This is a genomic window from Mycolicibacterium hippocampi (genome assembly GCF_010723735.1).
GTDB classification, from domain to species: Bacteria; Actinomycetota; Actinomycetes; order Mycobacteriales; family Mycobacteriaceae; genus Mycobacterium; species Mycobacterium hippocampi.
Map to the genome: position 1 here is coordinate 3,793,432 of NZ_BLLB01000002.1, position 21,543 is coordinate 3,814,974.

Consider the following 21,543-nt stretch of genomic DNA (forward strand, 5'->3'; position numbering starts at 1 on the left):
CCGATCACAGGGGGTAGCCCGCATCCGCCTCAGCACTATAGTAAGGCTAACCTAACTCAAGGCTTACTCAGATTGGAGGTGCCATGACGGTCGTTATCGACGATCCGCTCATCGCAGGGATGTCGATCGGCAGAACACTGCCGATCCACGAGTCCAGCCGGCGGCTCCGCGAGCTGTATCGCGAATGTCCCCGGGTCTACGGCGTGGCAGTGATGGGCGACCTGTCCCGACGGCGGTGGTGGCCGTTGGCCGAGGTCCTGACCTCCGACCGTCTGCAGACGATGTTCGATGCCGGGGTCGCCGAGACCGAGAGCCGGGCAGCGGTCGCGCAGCAGCTCGCCGCGACCTTCGCCCACGTGGTCGTCGGCCGGGTCATCCCCCTTCTGGTCCTCGAGGGCCGCGCCTGGGACACCGGGCTGGAGAACCTGTGGGTGCACGTCGATTCCGAGGGCGCCATCGACTGGGTCGGCGTCGTCGATCCGACGGTTCGCGGACTGCCCGATGACCCGTTCCTCTCCGACCGCACGAAGATCGGCGTCGGCCGGTCCGCCCAGGACGGGATCGTCGCGCTTCCCAGCGAGGCGGCGTTGACGACGTGGGTCGCCCACCGTAGCCATCGCGCCCTGGCGCCCCTGTTCCTGAAGCTGGCCGGCGTCAGCGGCGGGGCGATCACGGTGGCGTCGATGTGGCACATCGTCGGCGGTTCGGTCGTCGGCGCGGCGACCCAGATACCGCTGCTGGCGGGGTCGAGCGAGGTGGTCAGCATGCGTCGCGGACAGGCGGTGCTGGACGCCTTCGTCGGCTTCGGGCTGCCCGTGCGCGGAACCTCGCGGATGAGTTCGGCGAAAGCCTTGATTAATTAGGGCAGCCTTGCCTATGCTCAAGGGCGGTTGAAGAACCGAACCACCGGACCGAGCCGGAGTCCTGAGGGCTGCAGAGACCCCCGGTCCACACGAAGGACGGACCCCACGCACCGCGTGGGGTCCGTCCGCATTCCCGCGGGCCCACGGGACGTCGATCTCCGGTCCCCTCGCGGAAGCGCGCGCGGGGGTGCGTGTAGACACAAACCGTGACGACTGACCTTCCCGGCCTCGGTGACGGATTCGACCGCCTGCTCGGTCTGACCTATCTCGACATGACCCCCGACGGCGGGCGCGCGCAACTGCAGATCAACGACGAACTGCTCCAACCGCACGGCATCGTGCACGGCGGCGTGTACTGCTCGATCGTCGAGAGCCTGGCCAGCGTGTCGGCCTCGGTCTGGCTGGCTGCCAACGGGGGCGGCCGCGTCGTCGGCGTCAACAACAACACCGACTTCCTGCGCGCCGTCGGCGCCGGCATCGTGACCGCGGCGTCCACCCCGATCCACCGCGGACGTCGCCAGCAGCTGTGGTTGATCACCATCTCCGGCGACGACGACCGCCTGCTGGCACGCGGTCAGGTGCGGCTGCAGAACCTTCCCGCCGAGTAGCCGCGCTGCCGACTGCCGACTGGCGTGGCAGGATCGCGAACTATGCGTTTGACCCCGCATGAACAGGAACGGCTGCTGATCTCGTATGCAGCCGAGCTGGCCCGCCGACGCCAGGCTCGTGGCCTGAAGCTGAACCACCCCGAAGCCGTCGCGCTCATCACCGATCACATCCTCGAGGGTGCTCGCGACGGCCGTACCGTTGCGGAGTTGATGGTCAGCGGACAAGCCGTGCTGGGTCGCGACGACGTGATGGTCGGCGTGCCCGAGATGCTCGACGACGTCCAGGTGGAGGCGACGTTCCCGGACGGCACCAAGCTCGTCACCGTCCACCACCCGATCTCGTGAGGCAGGAGTGACGTGATCCCAGGTGAGGTCGTCTACGGCGAGGGCGCCATCGAGATCAATGCCGGTGCCCCCCGACTGGAGTTGGAGATCCTCAACACCGGAGACCGACCCGTTCAGGTCGGCAGCCACGTGCACGTGCCGCAAGCCAACGGGGCGCTGCAGTTCGACCGGGTAGCCGCACACGGACACCGGTTCGACATCCCGGCCGGAACTGCTATCAGGTTCGAACCCGGTGTCGCACAACGCGTCGCGCTGATCCCGCTGGCCGGCAGCCGCGAAGTCCACGGCCTGAGCCTGAATCCGCCCGGCAGATTGGACACATCCGATGAGTGAGCTGTCCCGTTCCCGCTACGCGGCCCTGTTCGGTCCGACCACCGGCGACCGGATCCGGTTGGCCGACACCGACCTGCTCATCGAGATCACCGAGGACCGCAGCGGTGGGCCCGGCCGGGCAGGGGACGAGGCCGTCTTCGGCGGCGGCAAGGTGCTGCGCGAGTCGATGGGACAGTCGCGTGCGACGCGCGCCGAGGGAGCACCCGACACTGTCATCACCGGCGCGGTGATCCTGGACTACTGGGGAATCATCAAGGCCGACATCGGCATTCGCGATGGCCGCATCAGCGCGATCGGCAAGGCAGGCAATCCCGACATCATGTCGGGTGTCCACCCGGACCTGGTGGTGGGACCGTCGACGGAGGTCATCGCGGGCAACGGCCGAATCGTCACCGCCGGCGCCATCGACTGCCACGTCCACCTGATCTGCCCCCAGCTGATGGAGGAGGCCCTCGGAGGTGGCATCACGTCGATGGTCGCCGGCGGCACCGGGCCCGCGGAGGGCAGCAAGGCCACCACCGTGACTCCGGGCGCATGGCACCTGGCCCGGATGCTCGAGGCCCTCGACACCTGGCCGATGAACATCGCGCTGCTCGGCAAGGGCAACACCGTCAGCGCCGAGGCGATGTGGGAGCAGTTGCGGGGCGGCGCGGCAGGTTTCAAGCTGCACGAGGACTGGGGTACCACGCCCGCCGCGATCGACGCGTGCCTGACCGTCAGCGAGGCCGCCGGCGTGCAGGCCAACATCCACACCGACACCCTCAACGAGGCCGGGTTCGTCGAGGACACCCTCGCCGCGATCAAGGGCCGCTCGATTCACGCCTACCACACCGAGGGCGCCGGGGGCGGGCACGCACCGGACATCATCACGGTCGCAGGCCAACCGAACGTGCTGCCGAGTTCGACCAACCCGACCCGCCCACACACGGTCAACACGCTCGACGAGCACCTCGACATGTTGATGGTGTGTCATCACCTCAACCCCGGTGTGCCAGAGGATCTCGCGTTCGCCGAGAGCCGGATCAGACCGTCGACCATCGCCGCCGAGGACCTGCTGCACGACATCGGAGCGATCTCGATGATCGGCAGCGACGCCCAGGCGATGGGGCGCATCGGTGAGGTCGTGATGCGGACCTGGCAGACCGCCCACGTGATGAAACAGCGTCGCGGTTCGCTCGAGGGGGACGCAGGCGCCGACAACAACAGGGCCCGCCGCTACGTGGCGAAGTACACGATCTGCCCGGCCGTCGCGCACGGCCTCGACCACGAGATCGGCTCGGTCGAGGTCGGCAAGCTCGCCGACCTGGTGCTGTGGGAGCCGGCGTTCTTCGGGGTACGACCCCATGCCGTGCTCAAGGGCGGGATGATCGCCTGGGCGGCGATGGGGGACGCGAATGCCTCCATCCCGACCCCGCAGCCGGTGCTGCCGCGGCCCATGTTCGGCGCGGCACCCGCGGCCGCGGCCGCCACCTCGGTCCATTTCGTCGCGCCGCAGGCGCTCGACGACGGCCTCGCCGACCGGCTGGCGGTCAACCGCCGCCTCGTCGCCGTGGGCAACGTGCGGAAGGTGGGCAAGGCGCAGATGCCGCTCAACGACGCGACACCGCACATCGAGGTGGACCCCGACACGTTCACGGTGCGTATCGACGGCCAGGTCTGGCAGGAGCAACCGGCGACCGAACTGCCGATGGCACAGCGATATTTCCTGTTCTGATGTCGAACCTGACCACCATGCTCGCGTTGTCCGACTCACGGCTGCCGACCGGGGGCCACGTCCACTCCGGCGGCATCGAGGAGGCGGTGGCCAGCGGTCTGGTGGTCGATCTCGCCACCCTGCGCGCGTATCTGCGCCGCCGGATACGCACCAGTGGACTGGTCACAGCGTCGGTGGCGGCGGCAGTGCACGGCGGCACGCTCTCGGCTGTCGCCGGCGAACGCGGCGACGCCGAAACCGACGCCCGCACACCGGCTCCCGCCGCCCGTCAGGCATCTCGGGCCCAGGGGCGCGGGCTTGTCCGGCTGGCCCGCCGGGTCTGGCCCGACCACGACTGGGCTACCTTGGGCGCGACCCCACACCTCGCCGTGGCCGCGGGTGCGGTGGGCGCGGCAAGCGGTCTGGCGTCCGAGCACACCGCGCTGTCGGTGGTCTACACGACGATGACGGGGTCGGCGACCGCCGCGCAGCGGCTGTTGGCGCTCGACCCCGGTGACGTGGCTGCGGTCACGTTCGAACTCGCGAACCTGTGCGAGCAGACCGCCGCGGAGGCGACGAAAGGGCTCGCCGATCTCTCCGATCCACTGCTGGACGTTCTCGCCCAGCGCCACACCGACCGCGAACGTCCACTTTTCGCGTCCTGAGAAGCAAGGTCCGACTGTGCCTCCCATGCCCCCGCATTTCCTGTCCTCCGATGCTGTCGGCCAGCCGCACGTGCACACCGACCGTCCCCGCCGCGAACGCCTGCCGGGCGAGCCGCTGCGCATCGGTGTCGGTGGCCCCGTCGGCTCCGGCAAGACGGCACTGGTGGCCGCGCTGTGCCGGCAGCTCCGCGACGAGCTGTCGCTGGCGGTGCTGACCAACGACATCTACACCACCGAGGACGCCGATTTCCTGCGCCGCAACGCGGTGCTGCCCGATGACCGGATCGCCGCCGTGCAGACCGGTGGCTGTCCGCACACCGCGATCCGTGACGACATCACCGCCAACCTCGACGCCATCGACGACCTCATCGCGGCCCACGGCAACCTCGGCGGACTCGATCTCATCCTGGTGGAATCAGGCGGGGACAATCTCACCGCGACGTTCTCCTCCGGGCTGGTGGACGTGCAGATCTTCGTCATCGACGTAGCCGGGGGAGACAAGGTGCCCCGCAAGGGCGGACCCGGTGTCACCTACTCGGATCTGTTGGTGGTCAACAAAACCGACCTCGCGCCGCTGGTGGGCGCCGATCTGGACGTGATGCGCCGCGACGCGGCCATGGTCCGTGGTGAGCGTCCCACGGTGCTGATCTCACTGACCGCCGACCCGGCCGCCACAGCGGTGTTGGGCTGGGTGCGTGAGCAACTCGACGTCCCGCAGGCGGTGTAGATGCGTTCGGAGGTGGTGGTCGTCGCGCGGCGGGACCGCTCACCGCATCTCGAGTCCAGGGGCGGGATCGCCGCACGCCGCACCGAGCGCGACACCGTGCACCTGGTGTCGTCGGCGGCGACGCCACTGGGTGGCGACTCGATCCACATCCGGCTGGTGGTGGAAGCCGGTGCCCGGCTGCGGCTGCGCACTGCGGCGGCGACGGTCACCCTGCCCGGAGCAGCCACCACCGAATCGCATGCGTCCTGGACGCTGGAGGTCGCCGGCGAGCTCGACCTCGACCCGCTGCCGACGATCGTGGCGGCCACCTCACACCACTTCGTGACCACCCGCCTCAACCTGGCCGACAGCGGCCGTCTCCGGCTGATCGAGAAGGTACAGATCGGCAGAACCGGTGAACGCCAGGGTTTCTGGTCAGGCTCGCTGAGCGCCGACGTCAACGGGAGGCCCCTGCTGCGGCACCGCGTCGAACTCGGCAACAGTTCCGTCGCCGACGACGAGATCGCCGCCCCGGGAGCGAGTATCAGCGAACTGCACTACCCGTGCAGCGACGTCGAAGCCGCAGGGGTCACGCTGGCGCTTGCCGGGGGAGGGTGCCTGTCGACCTGGCAGGGCGAGCGGCTGTGACTAACTTGCGGCCTTCTCTGTGTCCTGAACCGACGCAGCGATCTCCTCGAGTTCCTCGATCCGGGTGCGGGCGTAGGCCTGCTGCTCGGTGATCGTCAACTGGCCGCGGTTGCGGCCCAGGAACGTCACCGTCCACGACAGCATCGTGACGATCTTGGTCTTGAAGCCGACCAGATAGATCAGGTGCAGGAACAACCAAGCCAGCCAGGCGATGAACCCGCCGAACTCCAGCGGACCGATCTTGGCCACCGCGCTGAACTTCGACACCGTGGCCATCGATCCCTTGTCGAAATAGCTGAAGGGTTCACGCTGCGACGGGTCGGCGCCCTTGAGTCCGGCAACGATGGCCTTGGCCGCGTATTTGCCGCCCTGGATGGCTCCCTGCGCCATCCCCGGCACCCCTTCGACCGCTGCCATGTCACCGACGACGAACACGTTGGGATTGCCCGGGATCGAGAGATCCGGAAGCACCTTGACCCGTCCTGCCCGGTCGAGTTCGACGCCGGACTGGTTGGCCAGATCACGGCCCAGCGGGCTGGCGGACACACCGGCCGACCACACCTTGCAGGCGGACTCGATGCGACGCAGCGTGCCGTCGGGGTCCTTGACCGTGATGCCGTTCCGGTCGACGTCGGTCACCATGGCGTTGAGCTGGATGTCGACGCCCATCTTCTCCAGCCGGGCTTGTGCCTTCTTGCCGAGTTTCTCACCCATCGGGGGCAGCACCGCGGGGGCGGCGTCGAGTAGGATCACCCGCGCCTTGGTCGAATCGATGTGCCGGAACGTGCCTTTGAGTGTGTGATCGGCCAGTTCTGCGATCTGCCCGGCCATCTCGACGCCTGTCGGGCCCGCTCCCACGACCACGAACGTCAGCAGCTTCTCCCGACGGGCCGGGTCACTGGACCGTTCCGCCTGCTCGAAGGCCCCGAGAATGCGCCCCCGCAGTTCCAGTGCGTCGTCGATGGACTTCATGCCGGGTGCGAACTCGGCGAAGTGGTCGTTGCCGAAATAGGACTGGCCCGCGCCGGCAGCGATGACCAGGCTGTCGTAGGGCGTGACATAGGTGTGGCCGAGCAGTTCGGAGCGCACGGTCTTGGTCTTGAGGTCGATGCGGGTCACGTCGCCGAGCAGCACCTGCGCGTTCTTCTGGTTGCGCAGGATCACCCGCGTCGCCGGGGCGATCTCGCCCTCGGAGATGATGCCGGTCGCGACCTGGTACAGCAGCGGCTGGAACAGGTGATGGGTGGTGCGGGCGATCATCTTGATGTCGACGTCGGCTCGCTTGAGGTGCTTGGCGGCGGTCAGGCCACCGAATCCCGAGCCGATGATGACCACTTTGTGCCTGTCGGACGCAGTAGCTCCGGGATGGCTCATCATTTCTCCTTGGCGGGATCTGCCTGTTCAGTTCAACGAATACGTTAGCCGCCGGGCTTCCGGCGGGCGCGGTGAGATGCCCCACCGGCCAGGGTTCAGCCGGCCACCAGAGGCTTGAGGGCCTCTCCCAGTGCGGTGATGTGACCGGGCTGGTAACCCTGCAGGCTGGTGGGCAGGTTCATGATCACCGCGTCGATGCCGACGTCGAAAACCTTGGTCTTGAGCTGTTCGGCGATCGACTCGGCACTGCCGACCACCATCCTTTGGCTCATCTCTGCCGGGATGACGTCGGCGGTGACGTTCTCGTCGACCATCGCGGTCACCAGCATGCTGGTCTCCAGCGTGGCCGGATCCCGTCCGATGTCATCACACCTGGCCTTGACGACGTCGAGCTTGGCGGCCAGTTCGTCGAAACCGGCGATCACGTTGAGGTGGTCGAAATGCCGGACCGCCAGCGGGATCGTCTTCTTCTCGCCGCTGCCACCGATCATCAGCGGGATGTGTTCGCGGAAACGGGGATTGGCCATGGCTTCCTCGACCCGGTAGTACTTGCCGGTGAACGAGGGACGCTCACCCGCGATCATCGGCAGGATGATCTGCAACGCCTCGTCGAGCTTGTTGAACCGGTCGGTGAAGGTGCCGAACTCGTAGCCGAGCTGATCATGCTCGAGCTCGAACCACCCGGTCCCGATGCCCAGGATCGCGCGTCCCTGGCTGATCACGTCGAGTGTGGTGATGGCTTTGGCCAGGAGCGTCGGGTTGCGGTAGGTGTTGCCGGTGACCAGGGTGCCCAGCTGGACACGCTCGGTGGCGGTGGCCAGGGCGCCCAGTGCGGTGTAGGCCTCGAGCATCGGCTCTTCGGGGCTGCCCAGCATGGGCAATTGGTAGAAATGGTCCATCACGAAGACCGAGTCGAAACCTGCCGCCTCGGCTTCCTGCGCCTGCGCGATCACGGTGGGGAACATCTCGGCGACGCCGGTGCCATAGGAGAAGTTGGGGATCTGGAGTCCGAGTCGAATCGTCACTCCGTCGAGCCTAGCCAGCCCCCGCCGATTGTCGACCCCGCGTTCCGCGACGTCCCGGTACTACCCGAAGTTCGCCAATGCGCCATGGCTGACGTGCAGCGTCTGACCGGTGATGTGACGGGCGGCAGGGGTCGCCAGGAACAACGACAGCCGCGCGATTTCGGAGCTGACCGACGGCGGTGTGGCGTCCAGTCCGTCGTATCCGGGTTCGACCCCGCGCCCGGCGGCGACCGCGTTCACCGTGATTCCCCGGGTGCCGAAGTGATGCGCCTGCCCGGCGGTCCACTCGGAGACCGCGGCCTTGACCGCGGCGTCGGCACTGCCCTCGCGCACCGGGTCCGGGATCACGGTGACGACCGAGCCGCCCGAGCGAAGATGGTCGCCGAGAACCTGCACCGTCAACACGGCCGATACCAGGGTGTTGTCGAAGATGCTGCGCCATTCGTTGAAGTGGTCGGTCAGCGTGTAGGTGCGCGGGTCGCCACCGCCGCGCTTCGGGACCGGTACGTTCACGATGGTGTCCAGGTGGGCCGGCAACTGGCCCTGCACCGCCGCGACCGACGCCGGATCGGTGTTGTCGAACACGATCGCGCGGGCGTCGCTGGCGTCCAGCTCCTTCACCGCGACGTCGAGCTCGTCGCGACGGCTTCCCGCGAGAACCACGGTGTGGCCGGCGTCGCTGAAACTCGCCGCGATCGTGCGGCCCAGATCCGTGTCGCATCCTGTGACCAGAACATCCATCGTCGGCCCCTCCTGTTGTGTTCAACGCTGAACCCCAGCGAGTGCCGCCAATGTTACTGGACAGTAGCTAGCCGATGAAACCCGACGCGCCGCGAGTTCCGCGGTGCGCACGACGCCGCGGGTAACAGCTGGGCACGGCACCGCGATCTACGGAGAAGAGTCACCTCGACACCAGACCCGACAGAACACAGGCCACCCCGCGCCACGCGCGGGGTCCTTCGGCTGTCAGCAACCAGGTGACTGACGCCCATACAGGGCATTCAATGTACGCAGCAATGTCTCAGTTTGGCATTCAATGACCAATTCGCACTTGCGTCACGGCTGTAACACGGTAGTTTCTTCCCCATGGTTCAGCCGGACGCGAATGCTCACCGCCGTAGCGGGTTTCCGAAGTCTATCGGGCGCGCGGCGCTGACGAGTGCCACCACAGCGGCTTTGATGGCAGCGTTGACTCTGCCGGTGGCACACGCGCAGCCCGCACCGCCGCCACCACCACCGCCCCCGACGGTCGTCGACGGCGCCCCGCCGCCGGCCGACCCCAACGCACCACCGCCTCCGCCGGCCGACCCGAACGCACCGCCGCCTCCGCCGGCCGACCCGAACGCACCGCCACCTCCGCCGCCCCCGCCGCCGGCGGACCCGAACGCGCCACCGCCTCCGCCCCCGCCGCCGGCGGACCCGAACGCGCCACCACCCGCCGATCCTGACGCCCCCGCGCCCGAGCCGGGACGTGTCGACAATGCTGCGGGCGGTTTCAGCTACGTCGTGCCCGCAGGCTGGACGGTCTCTGATGCCACCCAGCTGTCGTACGGACAGGCGCTGCTCACGAAGCTGCCGCCGGAAGGTGCGCCCCCGGACGCGCAGCCGCCCAACGACACCAGCGTGCTGCTCGGCAGGCTCGATCTGAAGCTCTTCGCAGGTGCCGAGACGGACAACACGAAGGCCGCCCAGCGCCTGGCCTCGGACATGGGCGAGTTCTTCATGCCCTTCCCGGGCACGCGGGTCAACCAGAAGACAGTGCCGCTCGATGCCGGGGGAATGACCGGTGTCGCCTCCTACTACGAGGTGGATTTCACTGACACCGCCAAGCCCAACGGCCAGATCTGGGCCGGAGTGGTGGGCGCACCGACCCCCGCGGGGACCCCCCGTGGTCAGCGCGCACCGGAGCGGTGGTTCGTGGTGTGGCTCGGCACCGAAGCCAACCCGATTCCCCAGGAAGAAGCGGTGACCCTGGCCAACTCGGTCCGGCCGTGGACACCTCCGCCGCCTCCGCCGCCGGCGGACCCGAACGCACCGCCGCCACCGCCGGATCCGAACGCACCGCCGCCGGATCCGAATGCTCCGCCGCCGCGGCCGGAGGTCGGGGTGCCGGTTCCGGTCGACCCGAACACGGCGCCGGGGATGTTGCCACCCGCATAGCGGACCCCGGTCGGCACGACCGTCGTTCGTTCACGTTTCCGGTGCATTCCCAAAGCCGAACCGTTACCCGTGAGGCGTATACCTGGGTCTAGTCCGGTCGCGTCCGCGCCGGGCTGACCGGCAAGCGGCAGGAGATTCCAATGGAAATCGTTGCAGCCACCGAGTTGCTCGCACGCTCGTCGACCCTGACGAGCGTGGGATGGATCGGATACATCATCATCGGGGCGATCGCCGGCTGGATCGCCGGGAAGATCATGAAGGGCGGCGGTTCCGGAATCCTGATGAACATCGTCATCGGTGTGGTCGGCGCCCTGCTCGGCGGTTTTCTGTTGAGCTTCTTCCTCGACACCGCCGGTGGCGGTTGGTGGTTCACCCTCTTCACCGCGATCCTGGGCTCGGTGATCCTGCTGTGGATCGTCGGCATGGTGCAGGGGAGGAGCAAGGTCTGACCGCGACCTGGGCACGGCGAGGGCGGTGAGCCGCACCACGATGCGGGCCTGGCAGGTGCGGCGGCCGGGTCCGATGTCGTCCCGGCCGCTGGTGCCCGCCACCGTGGCCACCCCGCAGCCCGGCCGCGACGAGTTGCTCGTCGCCGTGCTCGCCTGCGGTGTCTGCCGGACTGATCTGCACGTCACCGAGGGTGATCTCCCGGTTCACCGCCATCAGGTGATCCCCGGACACGAGGTGGTCGGAGAAGTCGTCCAGATCGGTGCCGACGTGCCGCCGCGGTTCGCGGTGGGGGACCGCGTCGGGATCGCGTGGCTGCGCCACACCTGTGGGACCTGCGTCTACTGCACGCGTGGCCAGGAGAACCTGTGCCCGCAATCTCGCTACACCGGCTGGGATGCCGACGGCGGCTACGCCGAATTCGCGACGGTCCCTGCGGCTTACGCGCTCCGACTGCCCTCCGGCTATCCGGATGCCGAGCTTGCGCCGCTGCTGTGTGCGGGCATCATCGGCTATCGCTCGCTGCTTCGCGCCCAGCTACCCGCCGGAGGCAGGCTCGGCATCTACGGGTTCGGCGGGAGCGCGCACCTCACCGCCCAGGTCGCGGTGGCGCGAAGCGCCGAGGTGCACGTCATGACCCGCGGTGACCAGGCCCGCGAGCTCGCCTTGGCGCTGGGCGCCGCTTCCGCCCAGGGTGCGGACGACCCGCCGCCGGTACCGCTGGACGCCGCGATCCTGTTCGCTCCCGTCGGCGAACTCGTGTTGCCCGCCCTGGAAGCGCTGGACCGCGGCGGCACCCTCGCGATCGCAGGCATCCACCTCAGCGACATCCCGCCGCTGAACTACCAGCGTCACCTGTTTCAGGAGCGGCAGGTCCGGTCGGTGACGTCCAATACCCGGGACGACGCTGCGGCGTTCCTGGACTTCGCAGCCCACCATCGTCTCGAGGTCACCAGCCCGCAGTACCCGCTGGACCGGGCCGACGACGCACTCGGTGATCTGAGCAGTGGGCGGATCTCCGGAGCCGCGGTGCTGATCGTCTGACCTCAGGTCAGATGCCACACCAGGGCGGCGGCCAGCGCACCCAGACCGTTCAGTGACCAGTGCAGTGCGATCGGTGCGATCAGGCTGCCGCTTCGGCGACGCAGCCAGGCGAAGACGAAGCCGGCCGCGGCAGTGGCCACGACGGCCCCGAGAACACCCACCACGGTGCCGAAAACGCCGCCGCCGAGAATCCTGGTGAAGCCGACGTTGCTGGCCGTCAGACCCATCGACGTGGCGATGTGCCACAGCCCGAACAGCAGCGAACCGGCGGCGGCGACGCCGCGCCAGCCCCACGCCCGGTCCAGCGCACCGTGCAGCACCCCCCGGAAAGCCAGTTCCTCGGGGATAACCGTCTGCAACGGGATGATGATCATCGAGGCGATCAGCGCCCCCGACAGCGTGGCGTAGTTGTTGTTGAGGAACATCGGGCGTGTCCACGGCAGCAGCGCACCGACGGCGATCACCGTCCCGACGAGGGCGACCGCCGCGAGCGCGTAGCCGGCGCCAGACCTCCAGTGCTCCCGGGCGAGCCCGAGTTCCGCCCAGCCCAGGCCGCGCGAACGGACCAGCAGAACGAGTCCCACCGCGGCCGCGGGCACCACGGCAATGCTGGCCCACGGCGTGGTGAAGTGCGCGATCAAATTGGTCAGCGCCAGCACCACGATCACGACCGCCACGTCGGCGTAGATCCGGAAGTGGTGCAACGCAGACAGCTGAGCCACCAAGGGGTGGGGCTCTGCAGGCGCGGCGACCGTGCTGGCGTCAGTCATATCCGGTCAAGGGTACCGGCCAGGACCGGCCGTACCGATCAGCTGTGACCGACCTGACCACTGGGCTACTCGTTGTCGCCGCCTGTGTCGGCGGCAGCGGCGACGGCTTCGGTGTCCACGCCGGCCTCCTTCGCTGCCGGCCAGACCCATTCCTTGACCTCGGGGATGTCATCGCCGCGCGCGCGGGTGTACTCCCGGGCGGCGATCCGCTTGTCGGCCATCTGCTGGCGCAGCGTGGCGCAGGTCGATCCCAGTGTCGGCACGCGGTCGATGACGTCCATGACCAGGTGGTAGCGGTCCAGGTCGTTGAGCATCACCATGTCGAAGGGAGTGGTCGTGGTGCCCTCCTCCTTGTACCCGCGGACGTGCAGGTTGGCGTGGCCGGTGCGCCGGTAGGTGAGCCGGTGGATCAGCCACGGGTAGCCGTGGTAGGCGAAGATGATCGGCTTGTCGGTGGTGAACAGCATGTCGAACTCCCGGCTGGACAGGCCGTGGGGATGCTCGGTGCTGTCCTGCAACCGCATCAGGTCGACGACGTTGATGAAGCGGACCTTGAGGTCGGGCAGGTGGGTGCGCAGCAGATCGACGGCAGCGAGCGCTTCCAGCGTCGGGACGTCGCCGGCGGCCGCGAGAACCACGTCGGGGTCGGCCCCGAGCACTTCGTTGCCCGCCCATTCCCAGATGCCCAACCCGCGGGTGCAGTGGGCAATCGCCTGTTCCATCGTCAGGAAGTTGGGTGCGGGCTGTTTACCGGAGACGACGACGTTGACGTACTGCCGCGATCTGAGGCAGTGGTCGTAGGTCGACAGCAGGGTGTTGGCGTCCGGCGGCAGGTAGACGCGCACCACGTTCGCGCTCTTGTTGACGACGTGATCGATGAAGCCGGGATCCTGATGGGAGAAACCGTTGTGATCCTGCCGCCAGACATGGCTGGACAGCAGATAATTCAGGCTAGCGATGGGGCGCCGCCACGGGATGTGATCGGTGACCTTCAACCACTTGGCGTGCTGGTTGAACATCGAGTCGATGATGTGGATGAACGCCTCGTAGCAGTTGAACATGCCGTGGCGGCCGGTCAGCAGATAACCCTCGAGCCAGCCCTGGCATTGATGCTCGGAGAGCACTTCCATCACCCTGCCCGCTCGGGCGAGGTGCTCGTCGACCTCGGACCCGAAGAACTCGGCATTCCACTGCTTGTCGGTGGCGTCGTACACGGCCTGCAGCCGGTTGGACGCCGTCTCGTCGGGTCCGAAGATGCGGAAGTTGTCGGGGTTGAGCCTGATCACCTCGGTGAGCCACTGGCCCAGCACCTTGGTGGCCTCGGCGATGGTCGCACCCGGCTCGGGCACGTCGACGGCGAAGTCGCGAAAGTTCGGCAACCGGAGGTCCTTGAGAACCAGACCACCGTTGGAGTGGGGATTGTCGCTCATCCGCAGCTGGCCCTGCGGCGCCAATTCGGCGATGTCGGCCAACAACCGGCCGTCGGCGTCGAACAGTTCGTCGGCCCGGTAGGAGGCCAGCCAGTCGGCGAGCACCGCCAGGTGTTCCTCGGTGTCACGGGCGTTGCCCAGCGGTACCTGGTGAGCGCGCCAGGATCCGGTCGTCTTCTTGCCGTCGATGTAGTCGGGTCCCGTCCAGCCTTTCGGCGTCCGGAAGACGATCATGGGCCAGCGCGGCTGGAAGTCCTCACCTGCGGCGGCCCTGGCCTTGATCTCGGCGATCTCGTCGAGCACGTCATCGAGCAGCGCGGCGAACCGGCGGTGGGCGTCGGCATGGTCCGGTCCGGCTTCAGCGCCGTCGGGAACCTCGAAGAAGTACGGGTTGTGTCCATAGCCGACCATCAGGCTGCGCAGCTCGTCTGCCGGAATCCGGGCCAGCACCGTCGGGTTGGCGATCTTGTAGCCGTTGAGGTGCAGGATCGGCAGCACCACCCCGTCCTGGTTCGGGTTCGCGAACTTGTTGGAGTGCCAGCTGGTGGCCAGCGCCCCGGTTTCGGCCTCGCCGTCGCCGACCACCGCCGCGACCAGCAGGTCCGGATTGTCGAACGCGGCGCCGTAGGCGTGTGACAGCGCGTAGCCGAGTTCGCCGCCCTCGTGGATCGAGCCCGGGGTCTCCGGGGCCACATGCGAAGGGATCCCGCCGGGGAAGGAGAACTGTCGGAACAGCCGGCGCATCCCTTCGGCGTCCTGGGTGATGTCGGGGTAGATCTCGCTGTAGGTGCCCTCCAGGTAGGTGTTGGCCACCAAACCGGGTCCACCGTGGCCCGGGCCGGTGACATACATCGTCGACTGCTCGCGCTCGTTGATCGCGCGGTTGAGGTGGGCATAGAGAAAGTTCAGGCCGGGAGTTGTGCCCCAGTGCCCGAGCAGGCGCGGTTTGACATCGTCACGAGTCAGCGGAGTCCGCAGCAGTGGGTTGTCCAGCAGGTAGATCTGGCCGACCGACAGGTAATTGGCGGCGCGCCACCACCGGTCGAGTCGGCTCACCATCTCATCGCTCAGCGGGCTCCGGTCGACGGTCTTCGGCTCGGTCGAGGCAGTCATGTCTCCATCCAACTCCGCATAGGGGTGTCTTCCAACCCGTACCCGATGGCGCGGGCGTTAATCTTTCGCGCACCGCTATCGTGAGCAGTCATCCACGGCGGCAGAAGGGCAGGCGGCGATGGTCGGAGAACCGTTGCTGGCATCGCTGCGGGTGCTCGACCTGTGCTCGGGTGCAGGTGACGCCGTCGGCCGCATCCTTGCCGATCTCGGTGCCGACGTGCTCAAGATCGAGCCACCCGGCGGCAGTCCGGCGCGGGACCGCGCACCGACGGTGGCCGGGGCCGGTATCGGGTTCGCGCTGGACAACGCCAACAAGCGTTGCGCCGTGCTCGATCCGGGCGCGCCCGCCGACCGGCGAGCGCTGATCGAGCTCGCCGGCGACGCAGACATCGTGATCGATTCGCAGAACCCTGGCGCCGCAGCGGCATTCGGCACGTCCAGCAGGGAGCTGTCGCAGCTCTTCACCCATCTGGTCACGATGTCGGTCACCGATTTCGGCGTCTCGGGCCCCTACGCCTCTTGGCGCGCCACCGACGCGGTGTGCTATGCGATGTCGTCGGCGCTGTCCCGTACCGGGCCGACGGCCGGCACGCCGGTGTTGCCACCGAACGGCGTGGCTTCCGCCACAGCAGCGGCGCAGGCCGCATGGGCGGTTCTGGCGGCCTACTACGACCGGTTACGTTGCGGGAAAGGCGAGTTCATCGACTTCTCGCGCTTTGAGGCGGTGGTCCAGGCGCTCGACCCGCCTTTCGGTTCCGAGGGACAGGCCGCCGTCGGGCTGAAGGCTCCCACGGAGTTGTGGCGCGGCCGCCCGCGCAACCAGCAGATCTACCCGATCTTCGAATGCCACGACGGCCACGTACGGATCTGCCTGTTGTCAGCGCGCCAATGGCACGGCATGCGGGCCTGGCTCGGCGAGCCGGAGCAGTTCTCGGACCCGCGGTTCGACACCATCGCCGCCCGCTATGCCGCCTCGCGGGAGCTCAACGCGGCCATCGCCGAGTTGTTCGCCCCGCAGACCATGGCTTCCCTGGTCGCTGCGGGCCAGACCCGTGGAGTGCCGATCGCTGCGGTGCAGACTCCTGCAGAAGCGTTGTCGGAAAAGCATTTCCGAAGTGTCGGCGCGTTGTCCGACGTCGCCCTGACACCACGGACGTCGGTGACCATCCCGGTGGGCCCTCTGGTGATCGACGGTGCCCGCCACGGGTACCGTCGCGGTGCACCCGCCATCGGTGCCGACGCCCCCGAGTGGCGGGCCCAACGGCCGGCCGACGAGCGCCCGATCGACAGCCCGGCCGGCGGACCGTCGCGGCCCTTCGACGGCATCCGGATCCTCGATCTCGGCGTCATCGTCGCCGGCGGCGAGTTGGGCCGACTGTTCGCCGACCTCGGCGCGGAGGTCATCAAGATCGAGAGCCCGGCCTACCCCGACGGCCTGAGGCAGTCCCCGCCGGGCAAGCCGATGAGCCGGTCCTGGGCGCTGACGCACCGCAACGAGTACGGCTTGGGCCTGAATCTGCGACAGCGGTCCGGGGCCGAACTGTTCAGCCGGTTGGTGACGGCCTCCGATGCGGTGTTCGCCAACTTCAAACCGGGCACGCTGGCCTCGCTCGGATTCTCCTACGACCGGTTGCACGAGCTCAACCCCGGCATCGTGCTGGCCGAGAGCAGCGCATTCGGGGATCGCGGGCCCTGGAGTTCGCAGATGGGCTACGGCCCACTCGTCCGGGCCTGCACCGGCGTCACCCGGTTGTGGACGTCGCCCGACGCCGAGCCGGACACGTTCTACGACGCCACGACGATCTTCCCCGACCACGTGGTCGGCCGCCTCACCGCGATCGCCGCTGCCGCCGTGCTGATCCGGCGGCGACGCACCGGTGTCGGTGGCCACGTGCACATCTCACAGGCCGAAGCAGCGATCAACCAGCTCGCGCAGGCCTATGTCGGCGAATCGTGCAGAGCTGCCGGCTTCGAGGTGGCCACCGACGACTCCGTCGACGCGGTGTTCCCGTGCGCCGGCGACGACGAGTGGTGCGTGATCTCGCTGCGCGAGACGTCACACCGCGACGTGGTCGCCGGCGTGATCGGTCGCTCGGCGCTTCCCGAGGACCGCGCCGAGCTGATCGCTGCGGTGTCGCGCTGGACCGGGCCACGGGACAAGGGCGCGGTCGTCGCGCAACTGCAGGACCTCGGCGTCCCCGCCGGTCCGATGAACCGCGCGGCCGATGTCGCCGCCGATCCCCAGATCGCCTTCAGGCAGCTGTTCAGCGACATGACCCATCCGCTGCTGGACGCCCCGGTGCTCGCCGAGACCGCGCCGGCCCCGTTCACCCGCATCCCGCGCGCCGATCTGCGGCCCGCGCCCATGCCCGGCGAACACACCCGGATGATCTGCCAGAAGGTGCTCGGCCTCGACCCTGAGGAGATCGACGGGCTGATCGCCGACGGCGTGCTGTTCAGCCATGAGAACACGACCTAGGAAGGCCACCTTCATGTCACTGGAGCCCAGGACCCCGGTACTCGTCGGCTACGGCCAGGTGAACCAGCACACCGAGAACCCCGGCGTCGAACCCATCGACCTGATGGAGGCGGCCGCACGCGCCGCGGCCGACCCGCGGGTGCTCGAGTCGGTCGACGCCGTCCGCATCGTCAACCTGCTGTCATGGCGCTACCGCGATCCGGGACTGCTTCTTGCGCAACGCATCCGGGCTGACAAGGCGGACACCCGGTGCACCGGTGTCGGCGGCAACGTGCCGCAGACGTTGGTGAACCTGGCCTGCCTGGACATCCAGCAGGGCCGGGCAGACGTGGTGCTGATCGGCGGCGCGGAGACCTGGCGCACCCGGAGCCGGCTGCGCGCGGCCGGTCAGAAGCCGGACTGGACACGCCAGGACGATTCGGTGCCCGTTGCTCCCGGTTCCGATGACGGGGTGCCGATGGCAGGGCCCGCGGAGATCCAGATCAACCTGGACCGGCCCGCCTACGTCTATCCGATGTTCGAGCAGGCGCTGCGGATCGCCGCGGGTGAGACGCCCGACGAACACCGCCGCCGCATCGGCGAGCTGTGGTCTCAGTTCAGTGCGGTCGCCGCGGCGAACCCGCACGCCTGGAGCAGGGAAGCCCTCAGCGCAGAACGGATCTGGCAGCCGGCACCGGACAACCGGATGATCAGTTGGCCCTACACCAAGTTGATGAACTCCAACAACATGGTCGACCAGGGGGCAGTGCTGATCCTGGCCTCGGCCGAGAAAGCCACCCACCTGCAGATCCCCACGGAGCGTTGGGTGTTCCCCTACGCCGGAACCGACGCGCACGATACCTACGCGATCGGCGAGCGGGCGGAGTTCTGCACCTCGCCGGCGATCAGGATCGCCGGGAAGCGGGCACTGGAACTCGCGGGTACTCAGATCGACGAGATCGACCTGGTCGACATCTACTCCTGCTTTCCGTCAGCGGTTCAGGTCGCCGCCGCGGAACTCGGGCTTCCCATAGGGGATCCCGGCCGATCCCTGACGGTCACCGGCGGCCTGACCTTCGCGGGCGGCCCGTGGAACAACTACGTCACCCACTCGATCGCCACGATGGCCGAGCAACTGGTGTCACAGCCGGGTGCTCGCGGTCTGGTCACCGCCAACGGCGGCTACCTCACCAAACACAGCTTCGGCGTATACGGCACCCAGCCGCCGGAACACGAATTCCGTTGGGAAGATCTGCAACCCGCTGTCGACCGGGAGCCCACCCGCACTGCGCTGGTGGGCTGGAGCGGCGTCGGCACGGTCGAGTCGTGGACCACCCCCGTCGACCGGGATGGCCGGCCCGAGAAGGCGTTCCTCGCCGTGCGGACGCCTGAGGACGCCCGCGTGCTCGCCGTGATCAGCGATTCGGCCGACGCCGAGGCGACCGTGCGTGACGACATCGCGGGTGCCGCGGTACGCGTCCACGACGACGGCACCGCGGCCCTGGTGTGACTACAGCAGGCCGAGCGCCGCGACCGCGTCGCGTTCGGCGCGCAGCTCGGCGACCGAGGCGTCGATCCGGGCGCGGGAGAACGGGTTGATGTCGAGCCCTTCGACGATCTCCCACCGGCCACCGACGGCGCGGCACGGCAGCGAGCACACCAGTCCCTCGTCGATGCCGTAGGCACCGGGAGACGGCAGTGCCACCGACGTCCAGTCTCCGTCCGGGGTGCCGTGGATCCAGTCGTCGACGTGGTCGATCGCGCCGTTGGCCGCCGACGCCGCCGAACTCGCACCGCGTGCCTCGATGATCGCGGTGCCGCGGCGTGCCACCGTGGGAATGAAATCGTCTGTCAGCCAGTGGGTGTCGGCGGCGTAGTCGGCGCCGGACCGCCCGCCGACCTGCGCGTGGAAGATGTCCGGGTACTGGGTGGGGGAGTGGTTGCCCCAGATCGTCATCCTGTTGATCTCGGTGACCGGAACCCCTGAGTGCCGGGACATCGCGGCGACCGCCCGGTTGTGATCCAGGCGGGTCAACGCGGTGAACCGGTCACGGGGGATGTCGGGGGCGTGCGCTGCGGCCACCAAAGCGTTGGTGTTGGCCGGGTTTCCGACCACCAGCACCCGGACATCGGCACCGGCGCCGGCGTTGAGCGCCTTGCCCGCGGTGGCGAAGATCTGCGCGTTGGCCTCCAGCAGGTCGGCGCGTTCCATTCCCTTGGTGCGCGGCCGCGATCCGATCAGCAGCGCCACGTCCACCCCGTCGAATCCGCGGACCGGGTCGTCGTAGATCGCGGTGCCGGCCAGTAGCGGGAACGCACCGTCGTCGAGTTCCATCACGACGCCCTCGGCGGCTCGCACCGCGCCGGGCAGCTCGAGCAGCCGCAGCGCGACCGGGGTGTGACGGCCCAGCATCGCGCCGGCGGCGATCCGGAACAGGGCCGCGTAACCGATCTGCCCGGCCGCTCCCGTGACGGCGACGGTGACCGGAGCGGGAGACGCGGACGGCGGTGGCGATGTCACGGGTCTCAACCTAGACAACCTGCGGTCAGGGCGCGTCGGCAGGCACGTCGGTGTAGCTCATCGTGTGGCCGTCGGACGAGAAGGTGAATCCCTTTCCGCTGAGCTCGGACAGGCATGAGATGCCGGAGCTTTCCTGGACGTTGCAGCGGAAGCCGGCGACGGCCAGGATCCGGTTGAACGGCAGCACGACCGCGGGGCCCGGGTCCAGCCCGAACTGCGGCGCCGACTCGGCGGAGAACTGCGGGTCGCCCGTCCGGTCGACGACGAGGACGTTCGGAGCCACCGGTTCGCCGTCGGGGTCGGGAACCTCGTCGGGTGCGCCGGTGATCGGCAGGGCCGACGTAGGCGCCTGGGCGCTCTGGCAGCCTGCCCGGGTGCGCGGCAGCACCGCGCACTCCCAGCGCCCGCTGGGACTGGTGAAGTAGTACCCGGTGGCCCCGTCCACCTCGGCTGCGTAGTCGAACGCGTTGACCAGGTGCGCGTTGCTCGGCCGGGTGGTGCTCACGGCGGATGTGGGAGCCGGGCTGGCGGCCGGCGCGCCGTCGTCGGTGTTGACCACCACCGACCCGGCGGCGCACCCGCAACTCAGCGTCGTCATCAGCGCGCCGAGGGCGGCCAATCTCATGGCATGCATGGTGTCGAGTGTGCCGGGTGGTGGAGCCCTCGACGATCATCCCAGCATTTTTTCGCGAAGTTCACGGTCCGTCGAGACCCGCACCAGCGCTGCGGCCAGCGCAGCGCTGCTTCGAGGTGCCAGCGACGCCAGCGTACCGGGTTCGTCGGGCAAGCCCAGGTCGGCCGCGGCTGCGGTGGCCCGGTCGTCGAAGTGCGGCCGCGCCCAGGTCCAGATGTCCTGGATCTCGCGCAGGAAGATGTCGGCGCCGGTGTCGCCGATTCCCTTGAACTGCTGCAGAAGTCGCTTCGTCTCAGCGGCATCGCGGCCACTGGCAACAGCGAGCCGGCGGAGATCACCGCCGTAGTTGTCGGTGACGGCGGCGGCGATCTCGGCTGCTCTGGTGGCCGAACTCTCGTCGTAGCGCACGTAGTGCGCGCGGCCGAAGGCGCCGATCAGTGCAGACCGCTCGGCGTCCTGCACGGCCCGCGCTGTTCGCAGCCCGGCCCGGTTCATCTCGCGCGCGGCGCGCACCGCGATGTGCGCGTCGATCGGCTTGCTGGCCAGCATGCACAGCATCAGTAGCTGAAACAACGGCATCGGTTTGTCTCGCAGCCGGATCCCGGCCTCCTCAGCGAACGTCGTCCCGGCATCGGCCAGTAACCGTTCGACCACACGCTGATGTCTCTGTGATGACATTGGAGAGGGCTTACCCGAAGTGCCGGGC

At 68.5% G+C, this 21,543-nt stretch carries 21 protein-coding genes; 13 read left to right on the plus strand and 8 right to left on the minus strand.

What is annotated here, in order from left to right:
* The first annotated feature begins 83 nt into the window (after window positions 1–83).
* The 8 genes from G6N53_RS19240 (at window position 84) to G6N53_RS19275 (ending at window position 5,861) form a co-directional block, all read left to right on the plus strand.
* Complete coding sequence (locus G6N53_RS19240; protein WP_163891027.1) at window positions 84–863, plus strand: iron reductase; 780 nt, start codon at window positions 84–86, stop codon at window positions 861–863.
* A gap of 206 nt (window positions 864–1,069) precedes the next feature.
* Window positions 1,070–1,471: a PaaI family thioesterase gene (locus tag G6N53_RS19245; protein ID WP_163891029.1), complete on the plus strand. Its 402-nt coding sequence runs from the start codon at window positions 1,070–1,072 to the stop codon at window positions 1,469–1,471.
* Between the two features lie 42 nt (window positions 1,472–1,513).
* A complete protein-coding gene (locus tag G6N53_RS19250; RefSeq protein WP_163891031.1) occupies window positions 1,514–1,816 on the plus strand; it encodes an urease subunit gamma in 303 nt (100 codons plus the stop codon).
* A 12-nt stretch (window positions 1,817–1,828) separates the two neighbouring features.
* A complete protein-coding gene (locus tag G6N53_RS19255; protein ID WP_163891034.1) occupies window positions 1,829–2,149 on the plus strand; it encodes an urease subunit beta in 321 nt (106 codons plus the stop codon).
* Window positions 2,142–3,863 (plus strand): urease subunit alpha, encoded by a 1,722-nt coding sequence (locus tag G6N53_RS19260; protein WP_163891036.1) that lies wholly within the window; start codon window positions 2,142–2,144, stop codon window positions 3,861–3,863. Before G6N53_RS19255 ends, G6N53_RS19260 begins: the two co-directional genes overlap by 8 nt.
* Complete coding sequence (locus G6N53_RS19265) at window positions 3,863–4,507, plus strand: urease accessory protein UreF (protein ID WP_163891038.1); 645 nt, start codon at window positions 3,863–3,865, stop codon at window positions 4,505–4,507. Before G6N53_RS19260 ends, G6N53_RS19265 begins: the two co-directional genes overlap by 1 nt.
* Before the next feature lie 25 nt (window positions 4,508–4,532).
* Window positions 4,533–5,234 carry an urease accessory protein UreG gene (ureG, locus tag G6N53_RS19270; protein ID WP_163891040.1) on the plus strand — a complete coding sequence of 234 codons (702 nt, stop codon included), beginning with the start codon at window positions 4,533–4,535 and terminating at the stop codon, window positions 5,232–5,234.
* Complete coding sequence (locus G6N53_RS19275) at window positions 5,235–5,861, plus strand: urease accessory protein UreD (protein WP_163891042.1); 627 nt, start codon at window positions 5,235–5,237, stop codon at window positions 5,859–5,861. It begins immediately after the preceding gene.
* Here G6N53_RS19275 and G6N53_RS19280 read toward each other — a convergent pair whose 3' ends face one another.
* From G6N53_RS19280 to G6N53_RS19290, 3 genes are all read right to left on the minus strand, one after another.
* Window positions 5,862–7,235, minus strand: a complete 1,374-nt coding sequence (locus tag G6N53_RS19280) for a type II NADH:quinone oxidoreductase Ndh (protein WP_163891044.1) — start codon at window positions 7,233–7,235, stop codon at window positions 5,862–5,864.
* 95 nt (window positions 7,236–7,330) lie between these two features.
* On the minus strand, window positions 7,331–8,260 hold the full coding sequence (locus G6N53_RS19285; protein WP_163891046.1) for an LLM class F420-dependent oxidoreductase: 930 nt from the start codon (window positions 8,258–8,260) through the stop codon (window positions 7,331–7,333).
* A 60-nt stretch (window positions 8,261–8,320) separates the two neighbouring features.
* Window positions 8,321–9,001, minus strand: coding sequence for an SDR family oxidoreductase (locus G6N53_RS19290; RefSeq protein ID WP_163891048.1), 681 nt, complete (start codon window positions 8,999–9,001; stop codon window positions 8,321–8,323).
* A 345-nt stretch (window positions 9,002–9,346) separates the two neighbouring features.
* Here G6N53_RS19290 and G6N53_RS19295 point away from each other — a divergent pair, with 345 nt between their 5' ends.
* The 3 genes from G6N53_RS19295 (at window position 9,347) to G6N53_RS19305 (ending at window position 11,911) form a co-directional block, all read left to right on the plus strand.
* Window positions 9,347–10,420 carry an APA family fibronectin-binding glycoprotein gene (locus G6N53_RS19295; RefSeq protein WP_163891050.1) on the plus strand — a complete coding sequence of 358 codons (1,074 nt, stop codon included), beginning with the start codon at window positions 9,347–9,349 and terminating at the stop codon, window positions 10,418–10,420.
* A 140-nt stretch (window positions 10,421–10,560) separates the two neighbouring features.
* Complete coding sequence (locus G6N53_RS19300; RefSeq protein WP_163891052.1) at window positions 10,561–10,869, plus strand: GlsB/YeaQ/YmgE family stress response membrane protein; 309 nt, start codon at window positions 10,561–10,563, stop codon at window positions 10,867–10,869.
* A gap of 40 nt (window positions 10,870–10,909) precedes the next feature.
* Window positions 10,910–11,911 carry a zinc-binding alcohol dehydrogenase family protein gene (locus G6N53_RS19305; protein WP_163896095.1) on the plus strand — a complete coding sequence of 334 codons (1,002 nt, stop codon included), beginning with the start codon at window positions 10,910–10,912 and terminating at the stop codon, window positions 11,909–11,911.
* 2 nt (window positions 11,912–11,913) lie between these two features.
* Here the strand turns inward: G6N53_RS19305 and G6N53_RS19310 are convergent, their stop codons facing one another.
* Both G6N53_RS19310 and G6N53_RS19315 read right to left on the minus strand, forming a co-directional pair.
* The gene (locus tag G6N53_RS19310; RefSeq protein WP_163891054.1) at window positions 11,914–12,681 is read right to left on the minus strand and encodes a CPBP family intramembrane glutamic endopeptidase; all 768 of its coding nucleotides are present in this window, start codon (window positions 12,679–12,681) and stop codon (window positions 11,914–11,916) included.
* Window positions 12,682–12,746: 65 nt separating this feature from the next.
* Complete coding sequence (locus G6N53_RS19315) at window positions 12,747–15,224, minus strand: phosphoketolase family protein (protein WP_163891056.1); 2,478 nt, start codon at window positions 15,222–15,224, stop codon at window positions 12,747–12,749.
* Between the two features lie 118 nt (window positions 15,225–15,342).
* On the opposite strand from G6N53_RS19315, the gene G6N53_RS19320 reads away from it, so the two are divergent.
* The gene (locus G6N53_RS19320; RefSeq protein ID WP_163891058.1) at window positions 15,343–17,703 is read left to right on the plus strand and encodes a CaiB/BaiF CoA-transferase family protein; all 2,361 of its coding nucleotides are present in this window, start codon (window positions 15,343–15,345) and stop codon (window positions 17,701–17,703) included.
* A 13-nt stretch (window positions 17,704–17,716) separates the two neighbouring features.
* Window positions 17,717–19,192, plus strand: a complete 1,476-nt coding sequence (locus G6N53_RS19325; RefSeq protein WP_163896097.1) for an acetyl-CoA acetyltransferase — start codon at window positions 17,717–17,719, stop codon at window positions 19,190–19,192.
* On the opposite strand, the gene G6N53_RS19330 is transcribed toward G6N53_RS19325, so the two are convergent.
* The 3 genes from G6N53_RS19330 to G6N53_RS19340 are packed head-to-tail and all read right to left on the minus strand — an operon-like array spanning window position 19,193 to window position 21,515.
* A complete protein-coding gene (locus tag G6N53_RS19330; RefSeq protein ID WP_163891061.1) occupies window positions 19,193–20,203 on the minus strand; it encodes a malate dehydrogenase in 1,011 nt (336 codons plus the stop codon).
* A 25-nt stretch (window positions 20,204–20,228) separates the two neighbouring features.
* Window positions 20,229–20,828 carry a hypothetical protein gene (locus G6N53_RS19335; RefSeq protein ID WP_237166577.1) on the minus strand — a complete coding sequence of 200 codons (600 nt, stop codon included), beginning with the start codon at window positions 20,826–20,828 and terminating at the stop codon, window positions 20,229–20,231.
* Window positions 20,829–20,873: 45 nt separating this feature from the next.
* Window positions 20,874–21,515 (minus strand): endonuclease, encoded by a 642-nt coding sequence (locus G6N53_RS19340; protein ID WP_163891065.1) that lies wholly within the window; start codon window positions 21,513–21,515, stop codon window positions 20,874–20,876.
* Window positions 21,516–21,543 lie beyond the last annotated feature (28 nt).

Coding starts and splice junctions, on each gene's coding strand:
- G6N53_RS19240 (WP_163891027.1), top strand. CDS start 84: ATGACGGTCGTTATCGACGATCCGCTCATCGCAGGGATGTCGATCGGC.
- G6N53_RS19250 (WP_163891031.1), top strand. CDS start 1,514: ATGCGTTTGACCCCGCATGAACAGGAACGGCTGCTGATCTCGTATGCA.
- G6N53_RS19260 (WP_163891036.1), top strand. CDS start 2,142: ATGAGTGAGCTGTCCCGTTCCCGCTACGCGGCCCTGTTCGGTCCGACC.
- G6N53_RS19265 (WP_163891038.1), top strand. CDS start 3,863: ATGTCGAACCTGACCACCATGCTCGCGTTGTCCGACTCACGGCTGCCG.
- ureG (WP_163891040.1), top strand. CDS start 4,533: ATGCCCCCGCATTTCCTGTCCTCCGATGCTGTCGGCCAGCCGCACGTG.
- G6N53_RS19275 (WP_163891042.1), top strand. CDS start 5,235: ATGCGTTCGGAGGTGGTGGTCGTCGCGCGGCGGGACCGCTCACCGCAT.
- G6N53_RS19280 (WP_163891044.1), bottom strand. CDS start 7,235: ATGAGCCATCCCGGAGCTACTGCGTCCGACAGGCACAAAGTGGTCATC.
- G6N53_RS19290 (WP_163891048.1), bottom strand. CDS start 9,001: ATGGATGTTCTGGTCACAGGATGCGACACGGATCTGGGCCGCACGATC.
- G6N53_RS19295 (WP_163891050.1), top strand. CDS start 9,347: ATGGTTCAGCCGGACGCGAATGCTCACCGCCGTAGCGGGTTTCCGAAG.
- G6N53_RS19300 (WP_163891052.1), top strand. CDS start 10,561: ATGGAAATCGTTGCAGCCACCGAGTTGCTCGCACGCTCGTCGACCCTG.
- G6N53_RS19305 (WP_163896095.1), top strand. CDS start 10,910: ATGCGGGCCTGGCAGGTGCGGCGGCCGGGTCCGATGTCGTCCCGGCCG.
- G6N53_RS19310 (WP_163891054.1), bottom strand. CDS start 12,681: ATGACTGACGCCAGCACGGTCGCCGCGCCTGCAGAGCCCCACCCCTTG.
- G6N53_RS19315 (WP_163891056.1), bottom strand. CDS start 15,224: ATGACTGCCTCGACCGAGCCGAAGACCGTCGACCGGAGCCCGCTGAGC.
- G6N53_RS19320 (WP_163891058.1), top strand. CDS start 15,343: ATGGTCGGAGAACCGTTGCTGGCATCGCTGCGGGTGCTCGACCTGTGC.
- G6N53_RS19325 (WP_163896097.1), top strand. CDS start 17,717: ATGTCACTGGAGCCCAGGACCCCGGTACTCGTCGGCTACGGCCAGGTG.
- G6N53_RS19335 (WP_237166577.1), bottom strand. CDS start 20,828: ATGAGATTGGCCGCCCTCGGCGCGCTGATGACGACGCTGAGTTGCGGG.
- G6N53_RS19340 (WP_163891065.1), bottom strand. CDS start 21,515: ATGTCATCACAGAGACATCAGCGTGTGGTCGAACGGTTACTGGCCGAT.